General features: G+C 70.5%; 15 protein-coding genes. 14 read left to right on the top strand and 1 reads right to left on the bottom strand.

The window, feature by feature from the left end; genetic code table 11:
- Positions 1-490 precede the first annotated feature (490 nt).
- The 11 genes from AB0I52_RS11565 to AB0I52_RS11515 are packed head-to-tail and all read left to right on the top strand — an operon-like array spanning position 491 to position 11,457.
- The gene (locus tag AB0I52_RS11565) at positions 491-1,714 is read left to right on the top strand and encodes a DUF6421 family protein (protein WP_363071296.1); all 1,224 of its coding nucleotides are present in this window, start codon (positions 491-493) and stop codon (positions 1,712-1,714) included.
- Entirely contained in the window at positions 1,707-2,804 is a 1,098-nt protein-coding gene (locus tag AB0I52_RS11560; protein WP_363071294.1) for a branched-chain amino acid aminotransferase, read from the top strand. Before AB0I52_RS11565 ends, AB0I52_RS11560 begins: the two co-directional genes overlap by 8 nt.
- Positions 2,801-3,406, top strand: a complete 606-nt coding sequence (locus tag AB0I52_RS11555; protein WP_363071292.1) for a bacilysin biosynthesis protein BacA — start codon at positions 2,801-2,803, stop codon at positions 3,404-3,406. Before AB0I52_RS11560 ends, AB0I52_RS11555 begins: the two co-directional genes overlap by 4 nt.
- Positions 3,400-4,653, top strand: coding sequence for an ATP-grasp domain-containing protein (locus tag AB0I52_RS11550; RefSeq protein ID WP_363071290.1), 1,254 nt, complete (start codon positions 3,400-3,402; stop codon positions 4,651-4,653). Before AB0I52_RS11555 ends, AB0I52_RS11550 begins: the two co-directional genes overlap by 7 nt.
- Positions 4,650-5,732 carry an aminotransferase class IV gene (locus AB0I52_RS11545; RefSeq protein WP_363071288.1) on the top strand — a complete coding sequence of 361 codons (1,083 nt, stop codon included), beginning with the start codon at positions 4,650-4,652 and terminating at the stop codon, positions 5,730-5,732. The genes AB0I52_RS11550 and AB0I52_RS11545 overlap by 4 nt, the downstream gene beginning before the upstream one ends.
- A gap of 14 nt (positions 5,733-5,746) precedes the next feature.
- Positions 5,747-6,061: a ferredoxin family protein gene (locus AB0I52_RS11540; protein WP_363071286.1), complete on the top strand. Its 315-nt coding sequence runs from the start codon at positions 5,747-5,749 to the stop codon at positions 6,059-6,061.
- Between the two features lie 23 nt (positions 6,062-6,084).
- Positions 6,085-7,620, top strand: a complete 1,536-nt coding sequence (locus AB0I52_RS11535; protein ID WP_363071284.1) for a radical SAM protein — start codon at positions 6,085-6,087, stop codon at positions 7,618-7,620.
- Positions 7,621-7,627: 7 nt separating this feature from the next.
- Positions 7,628-7,909, top strand: coding sequence for an acyl carrier protein (locus tag AB0I52_RS11530; protein ID WP_363071282.1), 282 nt, complete (start codon positions 7,628-7,630; stop codon positions 7,907-7,909).
- 13 nt (positions 7,910-7,922) lie between these two features.
- On the top strand, positions 7,923-8,492 hold the full coding sequence (locus AB0I52_RS11525; RefSeq protein ID WP_363071280.1) for an alpha/beta hydrolase: 570 nt from the start codon (positions 7,923-7,925) through the stop codon (positions 8,490-8,492).
- Complete coding sequence (locus AB0I52_RS11520; protein WP_363071278.1) at positions 8,489-10,075, top strand: amino acid adenylation domain-containing protein; 1,587 nt, start codon at positions 8,489-8,491, stop codon at positions 10,073-10,075. Before AB0I52_RS11525 ends, AB0I52_RS11520 begins: the two co-directional genes overlap by 4 nt.
- Entirely contained in the window at positions 10,072-11,457 is a 1,386-nt protein-coding gene (locus tag AB0I52_RS11515) for a S8 family serine peptidase (protein ID WP_363071276.1), read from the top strand. Before AB0I52_RS11520 ends, AB0I52_RS11515 begins: the two co-directional genes overlap by 4 nt.
- Here AB0I52_RS11515 and AB0I52_RS11510 read toward each other — a convergent pair.
- Positions 11,450-12,535, bottom strand: coding sequence for a branched-chain amino acid aminotransferase (locus AB0I52_RS11510; RefSeq protein ID WP_363071274.1), 1,086 nt, complete (start codon positions 12,533-12,535; stop codon positions 11,450-11,452). The two genes, AB0I52_RS11515 and AB0I52_RS11510, sit on opposite strands and share 8 nt — an antisense overlap.
- A gap of 94 nt (positions 12,536-12,629) precedes the next feature.
- Here AB0I52_RS11510 and AB0I52_RS11505 point away from each other — a divergent pair, with 94 nt between their 5' ends.
- The 3 genes from AB0I52_RS11505 to AB0I52_RS11495 all read left to right on the top strand — a co-directional run bounded on the left by AB0I52_RS11505 (position 12,630) and on the right by AB0I52_RS11495 (position 16,103).
- Positions 12,630-13,052 (top strand): holo-ACP synthase, encoded by a 423-nt coding sequence (locus AB0I52_RS11505; protein WP_363071272.1) that lies wholly within the window; start codon positions 12,630-12,632, stop codon positions 13,050-13,052.
- Between the two features lie 277 nt (positions 13,053-13,329).
- Positions 13,330-15,138, top strand: a complete 1,809-nt coding sequence (ggt, locus tag AB0I52_RS11500; RefSeq protein WP_363071270.1) for a gamma-glutamyltransferase — start codon at positions 13,330-13,332, stop codon at positions 15,136-15,138.
- Between the two features lie 152 nt (positions 15,139-15,290).
- Complete coding sequence (locus tag AB0I52_RS11495; RefSeq protein WP_363071268.1) at positions 15,291-16,103, top strand: glycoside hydrolase family 75 protein; 813 nt, start codon at positions 15,291-15,293, stop codon at positions 16,101-16,103.
- The last annotated feature ends 91 nt before the right edge of the window (positions 16,104-16,194 follow it).

Below are 16,194 nucleotides of genomic sequence, written 5' to 3'. Positions count from 1 at the left end.
TCATGCTCCCCCATATTTCATGTCACCAAGTTCGATGAACAGGCTATCGATGTTCATGATCGGCCGAAGAGGCGAAGGTGACCATACCCGACGGTGACGAACGCGCTCGTTCGCACGGCCAATGGTCATGAGTTGGCTGTTCGGGTTCGACGGTCCACGGGTGGATCGAGCTGAGAGTGCGGTCGCGGGACGGCTGACGGACGACGTGTCGACCGGGTTGCTGGTGGAGGTGTCATGACGCTCGCTCGCAGGGCGGTGCCAGAATATACGGCTCGCCCCGGTCTTCCCCAGGATTCGGCGCATCCGGGACCTGCGCCTCTGCCCGGCAGGCGCGGGTCGCGGGGAGGCAGGTGTTACGTGTCAACATCTGAACACCCCTTGCCTGTCGGGGAGTCGGGAGCTAACTTCCAGATCGAATGCTTCAAGTGAGGCGCTGGTGAGGCGCGTTCCGCTGAGAAGTGTTCATCTTGGCCACTTACATGGGGGTGTTGTGGGGCCGCGTACCGTTGCCGAACTTCTGGAGTTCGAGCAGAACGTCATCCCTGCGGTGAACCGTCTCCGGCAGCTGCGGAGCGAGCCTCGCGGTGGTTCACCGGCCGGCTCCGACGAGGAGGTGCGTTTCGCAGTCGACGCGGTCTGTGCCGCCGTCGAGGGTCTGCGGGATCTGATGTCGGAGCGTCAGATCACAGCCACCTGCAAGGATTTGAGAATCTGGCAGGAAGCGGGCTGCGAGGGCGTGCCGCACTTCGACAGCACCCGGGACGCGGTTCCCGCGCCCGAGGACGGCGAGGCCGCCGCCTTCGTGGGGCCGGTAACCCTTCCCAACAGCGACCGGCACGATGTCCACATCGAGGCGTTCTCGGTGATCCGCCAGGACCCGGACAGCACCCCTCTGCTCCAGGCCACCTACCCGCACCCCAAGGCCGTCTTCCAGTCGACCCGGCTGCTGTCCGCCTCCCGCGGCCTGCGGGAGGGCAACTGCGTGGTCTTCTTCCCCGAGAACATCCCGGCCGCCACGCGCTGCACGGACCAGAATTTCGCGTGGTTCTTCTTCAACCGGCACACCGAGATATACGCCCACACCCTGGCGATCACGGAGCGCCTGTGCGGGCCCGGTTCACCCTTCGCGGGCGAGGACGAGCTCGTCTCCGCGGACGTGGACCCGGAGGACACCTACCAGGCGCGCTGCGTCTGGGGGTACATGCACGACTACTTCCACCACACCGGCCCGCGCCCCCTCGACCAGCACCTGGCGATCAAGACGACCTGGCGCCCCGGGCTCCTGGAGGAGCTCAAGGTCGACATGAAGTCGGCGATCGCCTGTTTCGAGGAGGAAGTGCCGTACGGCGAGATCGTGTTCGAGTACATCCTTCTGGAGCGGCTGTTGCGCTACCCGGCACAGCCCGAGCCGCTGCGCAACTTCGATGCCGGCACCGGCTTCGCCCTGGGCACCTGGCTCGCCTCGCAGGGGCTGTTCACCCAGGACGACCAGGGGCACAGCTCCCTGGGAACGAAGGCCCGCATCGTCGAGTCGGTACGTGAACTCGTGCGTCTGATCGAGGAGATCGAGGCCACGGAGGACGACGCCGCTTATCGGTCCGATGCCGTGGACTTCCTCTTCGGGACGCTGCTGCGCCGCCCGGAGGCCAAGCCCGACCGCTACGGCGGCCCCCTCGCGCCGCTCGACCTGTGGGGCTCCGAGGTCCATGTCTGAGCCGCGCAGCGCTGAGGAGCTCGAAGCGATCCTCAAGGACCCGGGCTTCTGCCGCTACTCCACCGGGCACACCGCCGTCGTCGACTGGGATGCCGGGACAGGCTGGTCCGAGCCGCGCGTCGAGCCCTGGGCCGACCTGGTGATGGATCCGGCCACCCTCGGACTCCACTACGGACAGGCGGTGTTCGAGGGCCTGAAGGCATTCCGTTCCGCGGACGGATCGGTGCACCTGTTCCGGCCCGAGGACCATGGGCGGCGCCTGGCCCGGTCCGCCGCTCGGCTCGCGATGGCCGAAATGCCCGCCACGCTGTTCTCCCGGGCATGTGCCGCGCTGGTCGCGGCCGACGAGCGATGGGTGCCGGGCGGCTACGGTCAGAGCCTCTATCTGCGGCCGCTGCTCATCGCCACCGAGCCGGACCTGGGGCTGCGGCCGTCGAAGCGCTACCGGTGCGTGATCCTGGCCTACCCCGCGGACCCGTGTTTCGGGGCCGGCTTCCGTCCGCTGTCGGTGACCACGTCGACCGAGACCGTGCGGGCCGTACGCGGCGGCACCGGCGAGTCCAAGTGCGCCGGGAACTACGCCGCCGGCCTCCTCACCCGTACCGAGGCGCAGGCCGCCGGGTACGACGAGGTGCTGTGGCTCGACGGGCTCGAACGGAGCCGGATCGAGGAGCTCAGCACCATGAACGTCTTCCTCGTCTGGCGTGACGGGGCGAAGGAACGGGTGACGACCCCGCCGTGCGACGGAACCATCGTCCGTGGCCTGACCCGCGACTCGCTGCTGACCCTGGCCGAGGACCGGGGGATCGCGGTCGCACAGGAGCACACCACGATCGACGCGGTCCGTACCGGCCTCCGCTCCGGCGGGCTGGCCGAGGTGTTCGCCTGTGGCACGGCCGGTGTCGTCGTCCCGGTGAGCCGGCTCGGTATCGGCGGCGAGGACCTGACCGTCGGCGACGGAGGGGAGGGCCCGATGACCGCGCTGCTGCGGAACAGCCTGCTCGACGTCCAGCACAGACGTACGCCCGACACACATGGCTGGCTTCGGACCATCACATGGGCCGATGAGAACGGGGGACGACGCGCATGAACGACCAGAGCACGGCCTTGAAGAGCGACCGGGAGCCCGCCCTGTCGAGAGTCACCGTGATCCACACCCTGGGCCCTTCGGGCACCAACCTGGAGAAGGCCGCTCACCACTGGCTCGCGGAGCGGGGCGTCGCCGGGAAGGTGGTGCTCCACACCGAGGTGGAGGACGGCCTCGACGCGATGGCTTTCGACGGCACCGAGGCCATCCTCGCCTGCGCCGTCTACCCCCGGCTGCACGACCTCGTCTTCAGGAACCTGCACCGCCTGGAGATGGCCGACAGCTTCATTCTCGACACCCACGACATGGTCCTGGCCGGGCGCCCGGACCACGCCGCCATGGCCACGATCGTCAGCCACCCGGCCCCCAGCAGCCTGGTGGCCGAGCTCGGCGATGTCACGCTGACCAGCAGCAACTCGCTCGCCGCGGCGCAGTGCGCGGCCGGGCAGTACGACGCCTGCGTGACGACGGGACCCGCCGCCGCGGCCAGGGGGCTGAGGTTGATCAAGAACTTCGGCCCGGTGCCGATGATCTTCACTCTGCACGTCGGCCGGACCCTCGGTGACGACGCCCGCAGCGGCGCGGGGATCGGAACCGCATGCTGATCGTCGTCCAGCCCCTGTCGGCCGGCGTCCGGCTCACCGCCCGGATGGTGGCCGCCGGGGTCCCCTGCCTCGTACCGACCCAGTTCCCCGAGTTGCTGCCGCCCGAGGTGCACTCCGGCGCGACCGTCGTCGACTGGCACCCCGACGCGGGTGTGGCCGGGCTGCTCCGCCTGGTCGAGAAGGCCGTCGCGGAGACCGGGGCCGCGCCCACCGGCGTCGTCGCCGGCTTCGAGTACGCGGTACCGGAGGCCGCCGAACTGGCCCTGGCCCTCGGGCTGCCCGCGCTCGGCGCGGGTGCGGCCGAGGCCGTGCGGCAGAAGGACGTCATGCGGCGGCGGTGCGAGGAGCGCGCGGTCGCCTTCCCCCGCTCGGTCACGGTCGGCCCCGGGGACACGGGCCCCTGCCCGCTGCCGTTCCCGGTCGTGGTCAAGCCGGTCGACTGCGGCGGCAGCCTGATGGTGAGCCTCTGCCACGACCAGGAGGAGTACGCGCGGGCCTGCGCGGCCGTGCACGACCCCGGCGAGGACGTGAAGTTCCACCCGAACCCCCGCCGGACCGCTCTGGTCGAGGAGTACGTGGAGGGCCCCGAGTTCTCCCTCGACGGCTGGGTCGACGCCGACGGCCCGCACGTCGCGAGCGTCACCACCAAGTTCCTCTCCGCCCCGCCGGACTTCTTCGAGATGGGCCACATCGCCACCGCGCCGGAGCGTTCGCCGCACGGCGAGGTCCTGGAGCGGTTCGCCCGTGAGGTCGTGGCCGCCTTCGACCTCACGGTGGGCCCGTTCCACATCGAGACCCGGATCGTCCGCGACCGCGGCCCCGTCCTGATCGAGGTCGGGGCCCGGCTCGCCGGCGACAACATCCCCGAACTGGTGCTCGCCGGACCCGGCGTGGACCTGTGCGCCGCCACGGCCGACGCCGCGCGCGGGGTGCGGCACGACCCCGGCGCGCTGTCGCCGGTGAGCGCGGGTCTCGCGTTCGTCACCACCGACCGGCCCGGCACCTTCGCCGGAACGCTCCCCGGTATCGACGCCTTCACGCAGGCGGCCGAGTTCCGCGGCCTCCTGCCGGAGGCGGAACCGGGGGCGGTGCTCGACCCGGGCGACATTTTCAGCAACCGGGTCGCCCGTATCCACTTCGAGGGCGACCTTGACCGGGTCGAGGGCCTCGTCGCCTCGGTCCTCGCAGACGTGAGGGTCGACGTCGACGGCGTCGGCCACCAGGACAAGGAAGGTGCCCCCGCATGAGCAACGAACTGACCGTCACCCCCACCACCACCCCGCGCCCGCGGCCCGAGGCGGCCGGGGCGGCCGGGTCCGTCCTCACCGACCACGCGTTCTTCATGCGGACCGGCAAGCGGCGCGGCTGGCAGGGGCTGACCGTTGCGGACCGGGACAGCATCCCGGCGCTGCGGCCCACGGCCGCCGCCGTGCTCGCCGGCCAGACGGTCGTCGACGAGTTCGCCGCGTACCGGCTCGCGGACGGCACGCTCGCCGTGTTCCGCCCCGACAGCCACATCAAGCGGCTGAACAACGGTGCCCGCCGGCTCGCGATGCCGCAGGTCGACTTCGACCGGGTGTGGAGTTCGGTCCGGGCGATGGCCGAGCTGGACGAGGGCTGGCTGCCGCGGGATGCGGGGGCTTCCCTGCGGCTGCGGGCGGTGCTCGCCGCCGACGGCGCGGCGCTGGACGCCGGGCCCGCGGACGACTGCCTCTTCTACGTGCTCGGGTCGGTGCCGGCCGCCGCGGAGGCGAAGCCGCTGAAGGCCATGACCCTGGACGGGTACGTGCGGGCCTGGCCCGGCGGCACCGGTGACGTGAACACGGCGGGCGGGCTCGCTGCGGGCGTGGTGCCCGGCGAGATCGCCGACAACTACGGCAACGACCACGTGCTGTGGCTCGACGGCCCGCAGGGGCGCTTCGTCCAGCAGATCGGCGAGCTGAACGCGTTCTTCGTGATCGACGGCGTGCTGACCACGCCCGCGCTCGACCGCACCGTCCTGCCCGGCGTCACCCGTGACTCCGTCGTGAAGCTGGCCCGGGACGCGGGGACCACCGTCGTCGAGCGGCCGGTGGAACTCGCCGAAGTCCTCAAGGGTGTCGCCGACGGCTCCGTCACCGAGTGCTTCGCCACCGGCACGGCCGCCGGGGTGTCGCCGGTGGTCTCCCTCGGCCACCAGGGCGAGGAGTACCGGCTCCGGTCGCAGGAGGCCGGTCCGGTGACCGCCCGTTTCCGGGACCTGCTGGACGGCATCCACCGGGGCGAGTCCGTCGACCGGTTCGGCTGGATGCGCCGGATCACCGAAGTAGCACCCGTACACGCCTGAGGGAGGAGAGAACCATGGCGTATGTCGTCACCGACGAATGCGTGGGCTGCAAGTACACGGACTGTGTGGACGTCTGCCCCGTGAGCTGTTTCCACGAGGGTCCCGAGATGCTCTACATCAACCCCGAGGAATGCATCGACTGCAACGCGTGCGTAGCCGAGTGCCCGCCCGAGGCGATCTGGGTGGACATCGACCTGCCGGAGGACAAGCTCCAGTGGATCGAGATCAACGGCGAGATGAGCAACAAGTACCCGGTCATCTTCGAGAGCCGGGGCACCAGGGGCGAGCCCACCGACGGCCCCGCCGAGCCCTCCAGCCAGCCTTCCTGACCCAAAGAGCGGGAGCCTAGGTCATGACGACCCACGTCGAGAACCCCTTCATGCTGGGCCTCGACTCGAACTTCTATCTGAAGGACGAGTTCGAGAGCCCCGAGAAGCGCACCAACGTCACCTGGTTCTACCCGAAGATCTGCGCCTTCCAGGACGCCCTCGACTCCGAGGGCAAGAAGGCGGAGTACTTCTCGTTCCTGGACCGCCAGTCCCACCCGGAGCAGACCGACATCCTGCTCTACTTCCACATCCCGTTCTGCGAGGCCTTCTGCAACTTCTGCGCCTGCTTCAAGGAGTCGGCGGCGAAGTACCAGGGTGAGCGGCAGAAGCGCTTCGTCCAGGCGATGGTCAAGGAGATCCAGCGCAACGCCCGCTCGAAGTACTTCGAGGGGACGAAGGTCAAGTACGTCCAGTTCGGGGGCGGTACGCCGTCCGCCCTGGAGCAGGAGTCGATGGCCACCATCCTGGAGGCCGTCCACCGCGAGTTCGACCTGAGCGAGGTCGACGGCATCTCCCTGGAAGGCAGCCCGCTCGGGCTCTCCAAGGACGGCTACATCGAGATGCTGAAGTCACTCGGCATCACCCGCATCTCCTTCGGCGTACAGACCCTCGACGAGGACATCCGCCGCAAGCTCACCATCAAGGCCAGCGTCGAGCAGGTCCACCAGACCGCCGAGAACATCCGCAAGGCCGGCATCCGCACCTTCGCCCTGGACCTCATGTACAACCTGCCGGGGCAGGACGACGAGGTCCTGGCCCGGGACCTGGAGGGCATCTGCGGCGAGCTGCGCCCCAGCTTCGTGCAGACGTACCGCTTCAACCAGTGGGAGGGCACCCGCCTCGACCAGCAGATCCGGGCCGGCAAGGTCGCCGAGGTGAAGCCGTCGGGCGCCATCGAGCGGGATCAGTACCGGCAGATCAAGAACGGTCTGGCCGCGTACGGCTACGACAAGCAGCTCCTGATCAACTTCTTCACCCACCTCGACGACGCGGGCGAGATCGGCCTCAACCACGCCTGCGGCGGCAACGGCTACCGCGCCAGCTACACCCTCGGCATCGGTCCCGCCGCCGAGAACTACATGGGCGAGCGCAGCTACCGCAACCACACCGACGTCGAGCGGTGGATGCGGGAGGTCGAGGAAGGCATCATCCCGATCGAGCAGGGCCGCATCTGCTCGGAGGACGAGGTCGAGAACCGGGTCATGGTCTTCTTCCCGGTCTTCGGCAGCGTCCGCAAGGCCGACGTCGGCAACTTCGAGAAGTACCGCCGCGAAGTGGACTGGCTGGTCGAAGGGGGCTACGCGATCGAGACCGACGAGGACCTGACCCTCACCGAGGCCGGCCGGGAGAACGCCGGCAACATCGCCTTCCTCTTCTACTCCGACGAGGAGAAGGCCCGCGCCCGGCGCACGATGTACCTGTCGCTGAAGAACAAGCGCAACCCCTTCCACCAGGACGCGCAGAACATCCCGCGCACCCCGCTCTTCCTCCAGACCCGCCCGAAGTCGGCGGAGGAGATCACCAAGGAGAGCACCTCCGCCAAGCCCGAGGGGAGCTGATCGGCCGGTGGACACCCGCAAGACCCAGAAGGAGATCGAGGACGACCTCCGTGGGGTGATCGCCCATATCTTCCCGGGGCAGCTGGTCGAACTCGACTCCGACACCCCGCTGTTCAACGGCGGTCTGTCGCTCAACTCGACCCAGATGATCGAACTGACCCTGGGCTTCGAGACGTTCTACGACATCGAGCTCGAACCCGAGCTGCTGACGACGGTGAACTTCGCGACCCTGGGTTCCCTCGCCGGTCTGCTGGAGGAACTCCTCGAGGATGAGGTGTCCCCTGTCTGAGATCCGTTCGGACGTGCGCGTGGTGCTGATCCACGGGAACGCCGGAGCGAGCGTCGAGGGCATCTGGTTCCCGTATCTCAAGCGGGAACTGGAGGCCCTCGGCGCCGAGGTGGTGGCCGAGACCTTCCCCGACCCCATCAAGGGCCGGATGCGGTACTGGCTGCCCTACCTCACCGACGTCATCCGCCCGGACGAGAGGACGGTCATCGTCGGCCACTCGTCCGGCGCGCTGGCCGCCTTCCGGTACGCCGAGAACGCGCCGCTCCTCGGCACCTTCGCCGTCGCCGGCCACCACCACGACTGCGGCTTCGAACTGGAGCGGCGCAGCGGCTTCTTCGACACCCCGTGGGACTGGGACGCGATCCGCGCCAACCAGTCGTTCATCGAACAGTTCCACTCGAAGGACGATCCCTGGGTGCCCTTCGAGGTCGCCGAGGAACTGCACGAGCTGACCGGGAGCACGTTCAACGCCCTGCACGGCATGGGCCACTTCGGCTCGTACGACCAGCAGATGGACACCTTCCCGGAGCTGCTGGAGGCGATCCGCCGCCGCCTCGACGGGACTCGCCTGGAGGAACGATGAACGTCATGCTCGCCGACGAGCTGCTCGAGCGGCGGCGGGACAGCGCGGCCACGGCCGTCGTGGACCTGGAGACCGGCGAGCAGCTCTCGTACCGGACCCTTGCCCGGCGCGTCCAGGCCCTGACCGAGCTCCTCGCCGGGCTCGGCGTGGGCCGGGGCGGCACCGTCGCGATGGTGATGGACAAGTCCGCCGCCTCGGTGGCGGTCATGTGGGCCGCGCTGCGGCTCGGCGCCCGCTACGTACCGCTGGACGAGTCGCTGCCGGCGGCCCGGATCGCGCTGCTGCTCGGCAAGTGCGCGCCCACGGCCACCCTGGTCCAGCCCGCCTACCGGGACCTGCTCGACGGCGCGCCGGCCGGGACGGTGGTCACGGTGGGCCCGGACCCCTTGGACGCCGGCACCGGCTGGGACCCCTCGGCCGAGGCCGAGCCGAGGCCGGCCGACGTGGCGGGCCGGAGCCCCGACGACCACGCGTACGTCGTCTTCACCTCAGGCTCGACCGGCTCGCCCAAGGGCGTCGTGATCAGCCACCGGTCGATGTGCGCCCTGCTGGCCGGGGTGCAGGAGACCGTCGGTTTCGAGGACGGCATGCGCTTCCTCAATGTGGCGCCGCTCTTCTTCGACGCCTCCGTCGTGGATCTGTGGTCGACCTTCCTGGTCGGCGGCAGCGTCCATCTGCTGCCCAGGCTCCGCATGCCCACCCAGGTCACCCGGGCCGTCGAGGAGTGGCGGATCACCGACACGCTGCTCGTGCCGTCCGTGATCCGGATGCTGGTGAGCCGGTTCAGCGACGCCGGGCGGCGCGACCTCGGCTCGCTGCGGCGGCTCTGGTTCGGCGGCGAGCCGTGCCCCGTGTCGGTCCTGGACGCGTTCTCCGCCCTCGTACCGGGACTGCGGTACGTGCACGGGTACGGGCCCACCGAGACCACGCACAGCGCCACGCTCTTCCTCACCGACGCCCCGGGCAAGGAAGGCGAGGAGTTCCTGCCCATCGGCCATCCGCTGCCGGCCGTCGACGTGCTCGTCGTGGACGACGAGCTGCGGCCGGTCCAGGACGGGGAGACCGGCGAACTCCTCATCGGAGGACCGCAGGTGATGGTGGGATACTGCGGCGAGCCGGAGCGCACCGCCCGGTCCGTGATCGAGCTCCCGGCCGGCGCCGGGGGCCGGTACTACCGCTCCGGCGACTACGTGCGCCGGCGGCCGCAGGACGGCGCCCTGGTCTTCCTGGGGCGCCGCGACGACGCCCTGAAGATCAACGGCAACCTCGTCCACCTCTCCGAGGTGGAAGCGGCGACGCTGGCCGTGGGCGGGGTGACGGACTGCTGCGCGGTCCCGGTGGCCCACCCGCTGACCGTCCGGGCGATCATGCTCTTCGTCCTGGGCCGGCAGGACGGCGACACGGGCCTGCGCGAGGAGGAGCTGCGCCGGGAGCTCGCGCTGCGGCTGCCCGACTACATGCTGCCGGCACGCATCGAGTTCCTGGCCGACGGCGACGTGAGCCTGACGCCGTCCGGCAAGCTCGACCGCGACCGGTTGCGGGCGACGGCGGACGCGACCGGAAACGGGACGGATTCCAGGTGACCGACGCGGAATTGGCCCGCTTCGAGCGGTGCGGCGTGCTGACGGTCGTGCCCCGCTCGGCCACCGGTCTCGCGCTCGGCGACGACCCCGCGCTGCTCCTGCGGCACCGGGCGGAGGAGTTCCTGCCGGCGCCCGGCACCGTGGACCGGCTGGCCGGCGCGTACGCCGGCGAGGGGCTCGACGTCGAGGCCCGGACGGAAGTGGGCATCACCGTCTCCGGCGCCCCCGACCTGCTCGCGGAGGTCTTCGGCCACCCGGTGCGGCCGGTGCGGAACAAGTACATCCGGGAGACGGTCCGCCACGAGTTCGCCGCAGCCGGTCCGCTCCGCTCCCGGCTCCACACCGAGCTGGTCGCGGAGGTACGGGTCCCCCGGGCGGGCTTCGAGCTGGGCGTCGGCGCCACCCCGCCGCTCCCTCGCGATGCCCGGTATCTGAGGCTGCCCGAGGACGCGGTGCGCCTCGCGGGCGCGGGCCGGCCGCACGCGGCCGGGGTCCGGGGCGACGGGGTCCGGGTCGTGATGGTGGACACCGGTCTGTACGACCATCCGCACCACCGTGCCCACGGCTACCGCACGACGGTCGTCCCCGCGCTGTCCGCCCTCGATCCCGCCGTGGACGAACGCGGCCACGGCACCGCCATGTCGGCGCTGCTGCTCGCGGTCGCGCCGGGGGCCGACCTCACCATGGTCAAGATGGCCTGCGAAAGCTTCTCCTTCCCGCTGGCGGCCTTCCAGCGGGCGGTGGAGCTGGCCCCGGACGTCATCTCGTGCAGCTGGGGCACCTTGCGCGCGGAGCCGCACCTCCACCTGGAGGTCGCGAACGCGGTGCGGCGCGGGATCACGGTGCTGTTCGCCGCCGGCAACGGTTCCACGGACCGGCGTACCGCCATGTTCCAGTCGGTGGCGACCCCGGACGCGATCACGGTCGGTGGGGTCCATGTGGGGCCGGACGGGCGCAGGCAGGCCGCCGACCTGGCGTCCAGCTACCGCTCGGACGTTTTCCCGGGCCGGCGGGTCCCCGACCTGTCCGGGCCCTGCGGCATGCTGCCGAACGGCGACTACGTGGTGTTCCCCACCCAGCCGGGGTGCATGTTCGACCGCCGCAACAGCGCGTACGACGGCACCGCCCCCGACGACGGCTGGCTGGTGTCCAGCGGAACATCGGGAGCGACGGCGTACGCGGCCGGGGTGGTGGCGCTCGCGGTGCAGCAGGGCATCGGCAAGGGCCGCGCGCTGACCGCCGCGGACCTGGCGGACGCCTGTCTGCCGGTGACGCGGGGGCGGACGCTGACCGGTGACGACTGCGGCGGGACCTGCCCGAACGAGGCGGTGGGCCACGGCCTGCTCACCGCCTCGCCGCCCGCGGCGACCGGGCTCAGATGAGGCGTCGCATCCAGCCGTAGTGGTCCTCGGCCCGCCCGAACTGGATGTCGACGAGACTGCGGCGCAGCTTCATGGTGATCGAGTCCCCGTCGCCGGTGTCCGGGGCGGTCACCTCGCCGTCCTCCCAGACGAGGCGGCCGACGGGAGTGACGACGGCGCCGGTGCCGCAGGCGAACACCTCGCGGATGTCGCCGTTGCGGGCGCCCTCCTGCCATTCGCGGATGTCGACGGGCCGCTCCTCGACGTCGAGGCCGAGATCCTTGGCGAGGGTGAGGACGGAGGCGCGGGTGACGCCCTCCAGGATGGTGCCGAGCTCGGGCGTGATGAGACGGCCGTCGCGGGTGACGAAGTACAGGTTCATACCGCCGAGTTCCTCGACGTACCGCCCCTCGGTGGCGTCCAGGAAGCAGACCTGGTCGCAACCGTGCTCATCGGCCTCCAGCATGGGCGCCAGGCTGGCGGCGTAGTTGCCGCCGCACTTCGCCGCGCCGGTGCCGCCGCGCCCGGCCCGGGTGTACTGACCGGAGAGCCAGATGGAGACGGGCTTCACGCCGCCGGAGAAATACGGGCCGACCGGCGAGGCGATGACCATGTATGTCACCTCGGCCGCGGGCCGCACACCGAGAAAGGCCTCGGAAGCGAACATGAACGGCCTTAGGTACAGGCTCTGTTCGCCCTGGTCGGGCACCCATTCGCGGTCGGCGCGAACCAGTTCGGTGACGGAGTCGAGGAAGACCTCGACGGGCAGCTCCGGCAGGGCCAGCCGGCGGGCCGAGCGGTTGAAGCGCTCGCCGTTGGCCTCGGGCCGGAAGGTCCACACCGAGCCGTCCGCATGGCGGTAGGCCTTCATGCCCTCGAAGATCTCCTGCGCGTAGTGCAGGACGGCGGCGGCCGGATGCATCGGGATGGGGGCGAACGGCACGACGGCGGCGTCCCGCCAGCCGCCTTCCCTCGTCCACATGACACGGGCCATGTGATCGGTGAAGTACTGCCCGAACTTGGGGTCTTCCAGGATCTCGGCGCGACGGGCGCGACTCACCGGGCTGGGATTGGTCTCGACCGTGAACCGCACACTCATCGCAGGGACCCTCTCGGTTCCGTGGTGCATTCTTGGGTAGCGGCAGGCACCTTAGCCTGCGGCCGGGCGGGCAGCAAGGAGATGGGATACCGGAGTGGCGCCTCACACGACGTGGACAGAACGCCTGGTCGGCAGGCGGGTCCTGTGCGTAGGAACGGACTTGGCGGACGTGGCGGAGATGCGGAGCGTGCTCGCTCGGCAGCCGTCCTTCAGGGCCAAGGTGTTCACCGACGCGGAGCGCGCCTACTGCGACCTCATGAGGGACCCGGCCGAGCGGTACGCGGTTCGGTTCGCGGCCAAGGAGGCGGTGTTGAAGGCACTGGGTACGGGGCTCGCCGGTGCGCCGCTCACCGATATCGAGGTCCGGCGGGCCCCGGAGGGGAAGCCCTCCCTCCACCTCGCGGGCCGAGCGGCGGCGCTGGCGGAAGCGGCGGGCGTCCGCATCTGGCTGATCAGCCTCACACATACGGCGACGCAGGCGCACGCGATGGTGGCGGGGGTCGGGGACGAGGCGTGAGCCCGGCCCGACCGAGATCGGTGCTCCCGTCAGGATGGCCGGGAAGCGGAGTCCGAGGTACGGGAGTTGCTCGCCGTTGCGGGGCGCTCCCGCGGGGGTCGGTGACGCCGACGGACGGTACTGATGCCGGCGGCTATCACGCCCGGCACGATGTCGCGTACGTCGTCAGTCATGGGCGGGCATGTTGGCGGGCATTCGGCCTCAAGTTCGAGGCGGACCTGACGGGGCGGCCGGGGCGGCGCTACCCTGCGCGGACGATCCTGCACTGGAGGTGCGCATGCGACGTTCCGTCGCGCGGAATGTGTCGTTCTTAGGTGTTCTCGCTGTGGTCGCGTCGGTCGGGGCGGCAGCCCCGTCCTCGTCCGCGCCCCCGGTCGCACCGCCGGCCAAGGCCCCGGTCGCGGTGGGATACGGGGGAGCGGTCTCCAGCGTCGACGCCGACGCGACCGCCGCCGGTATCGAGGTGCTCCGCAAGGGCGGCAACGCCGCGGACGCGGCGGTGGCGACCGCGGCGGCGCTCGGGGTGACCGAGCCGTACTCGGCGGGGCTGGGCGGTGGTGGCTACTTCGTCCACTACGACGCCAGGACCCGTACCGTGCAGACCATCGACGGCCGGGAGACCGCACCGCGCAGCGCGGACTCCTCGCTCTTCATGGAGAACGGGAAGCCGCTCGCCTTCGGCGACGCCGTCACCAGCGGACTCGGCGTCGGCACCCCCGGCACCCCCGCCACCTGGGAGACCGCACTCGACACCTGGGGCAGCAAATCGCTCCGTCAGGTGCTGAAACCGGCCGAACGCCTCGCCCGGGACGGCTTCGTCGTCGACAGCACGTTCCGTTCCCAGACCGAGGGCAATCAGGCCAGGTTCGCCGACTTCCCGGCGACCCGGAAGCTGTTCCTGCCCGGTGGCCAACTGCCCGTGGTCGGCTCGGTGTTCAAGAACCCCGATCTGGCCCGCACCTATGACGAGGTCGGCCGCAAGGGCCTCGACGAGATGTACCGGGGCGAGCTGGCCGAGGATGTCGTGCGGACGGTACGCAATCCGCCCGTCGACCCCGGGTCCTCCCGGATGGTGCGGCCGGGCGATCTGACCACGAAGGACCTGCGCTCCTACCGGGCGCTGCGGCAGGCGCCGACGAAGACCGGCTACCGGGGGCTCGACGTGTACGGCATGGCGCCGTCCTCCTCCGGTGGCACGACGGTGGGCGAGGCCCTCAACATCCTTGAGTCCACGGACCTATCGAGGGCGAGCGAGGCGCAGTACCTGCATCGCTACATCGAGGCGAGCCGGATCGCGTTCGCCGACCGGGGGCGCTGGGTCGGCGACCCGAAGTTCGAGGACGTGCCGACGCAGGGGCTGCTCAGCCAGCGGTTCGCCGACTCGCGGGAGTGCCTGATCAAGGACGACGCGGTGCTGACCAGCCCGCTCGCGCCGGGTGACCCCCGCCACCCGGCGGACTGCGCCACCGGTGGGAAGGCCGCTCCGACGACGTACGAAGGGGAGAACACCACTCACCTGACGACCGCCGACAAGTGGGGCAACGTCGTCGCGTACACCCTGACGATCGAGCAGACCGGCGGCAGCGGGATGACGGTGCCGGGGCGCGGCTTCCTGCTCAACAACGAGCTGACGGACTTCTCGTTCGCGCCCGCCGACCCGGCCGTCCACGACCCGAACCTGCCGGGTCCGGGCAAGCGGCCGAGGTCGTCGATCTCGCCGACCATCGTGATGAAGCACGGGCAGCCCGTGCTGGCCCTGGGCTCGCCGGGCGGCGCCACGATCATCACGACGGTGCTGCAGTCCCTGATCGGCAAGGTCGACCGGGGGCTCTCCCTGGTGGACGCCATCGCGGCGCCCCGCGCCAGCCAGCGCAACGCCGCGACGACTGAGCTCGAACCGGGGCTGTGGAACAGCCCGGTGCGGGCACAACTCGAAGCCCTGGGGCATGTCTTCAAGCCGAACCCGGAAATCGGTGCGGCGACGGGTGTGCAGCGGCTGCCGGACGGGCGATGGCTCGCCGCCGCCGAGCCGGAGCGGCGGGGTGGCGGTTCGGCCATGGTGGTGAGGCCGGCCGGCCGGTCCTGACGGGCCGTCGACAACAGGACACGGGGGGCCGGTCGTCGCGTGATGAACGCGTCGGCCGGCCCTCCGAGGTATTGACGTGAACATGCCTGGGGGAGCATCTTGGCATCTCGGTAAGGAAACTTTCCTAACAGAAGGGCACTCCCACCATGCGTATGCGAACGCTTGCCCTCGCCGCAGCCTCCGGCGCCGCTCTGCTCGCGGCCGGATCGCTGACACAGGCCGCCCCCGGCGGCTCGCTCGCCCCCTCCGCCGCTCCCGCGGCAGCACGGAACGCAGACCCGGGAGCGGTGCACCTCGAAACCGTCGCCCATGCCGCCCGACTGTCCGACGGCGGACCCTCCGACGGCACCGGCTCCGGCCGCAGCCCCGGCGTCAGGGAGGGCTCCGTCGGTGCGGCCGACCTGCTGGCCAAGGTCTCGTCCTGTTCGCAGATCTCGAACGGCAAGTACCGTACGGACGAGGAGACATCGGCCACGGTGCCGGTCTGCGGCAAGAACGGTGCGGTGTTCTGGAAGGCCGACATGGACATCGACTGCGACGGGCAGGTGACCTCGGCCTGCAACGCGGACACCGATCCGTGGTTCCAGGACGACACCGCGTTCCACACCTCGGGCGACAAGCCGCTGAGTGCGGAGAAGCTGCCGTACGTCGTCGTGCCGAGCAGCAGCGGCATCTGGAACTACAGCAGCGCCGGGATCAAGGGCGGCGGCGTCGTCGCCGTCATCTACGGAGGCAAGGTGGAGTACGCCGTCGTCGGCGACACGGGCCCCGACAAGATCATCGGCGAGGCCTCGTACGCCACGGCGAAGGCCCTCGGCATCGACCCCGACCCGGAGACGGGCGGCGTCGAATCCGGGGTCACGTACATCCTGTTCAAGAACTCCCGGGTGTCACCGATCGAGAGCCATGACGCCGCGGTGACCGCCGGGGACGCCCTCGCCAGGGAGTTCCTGCAGAACAACTAGGTGTTCTGTCCATGGAGGTTGGTGACGGATCCCACGGCTTGGGGATCTTGAACGAGTGAGGGCCTTCCGGGTTCGGTGTGGATTGCGACAT

The organism is Streptomyces sp. NPDC050423, from assembly GCF_040655445.1.
Lineage (GTDB): Bacteria > Actinomycetota > Actinomycetes > Streptomycetales > Streptomycetaceae > Streptomyces.
This window is presented reverse-complemented; position numbering and strand designations above follow the sequence as displayed.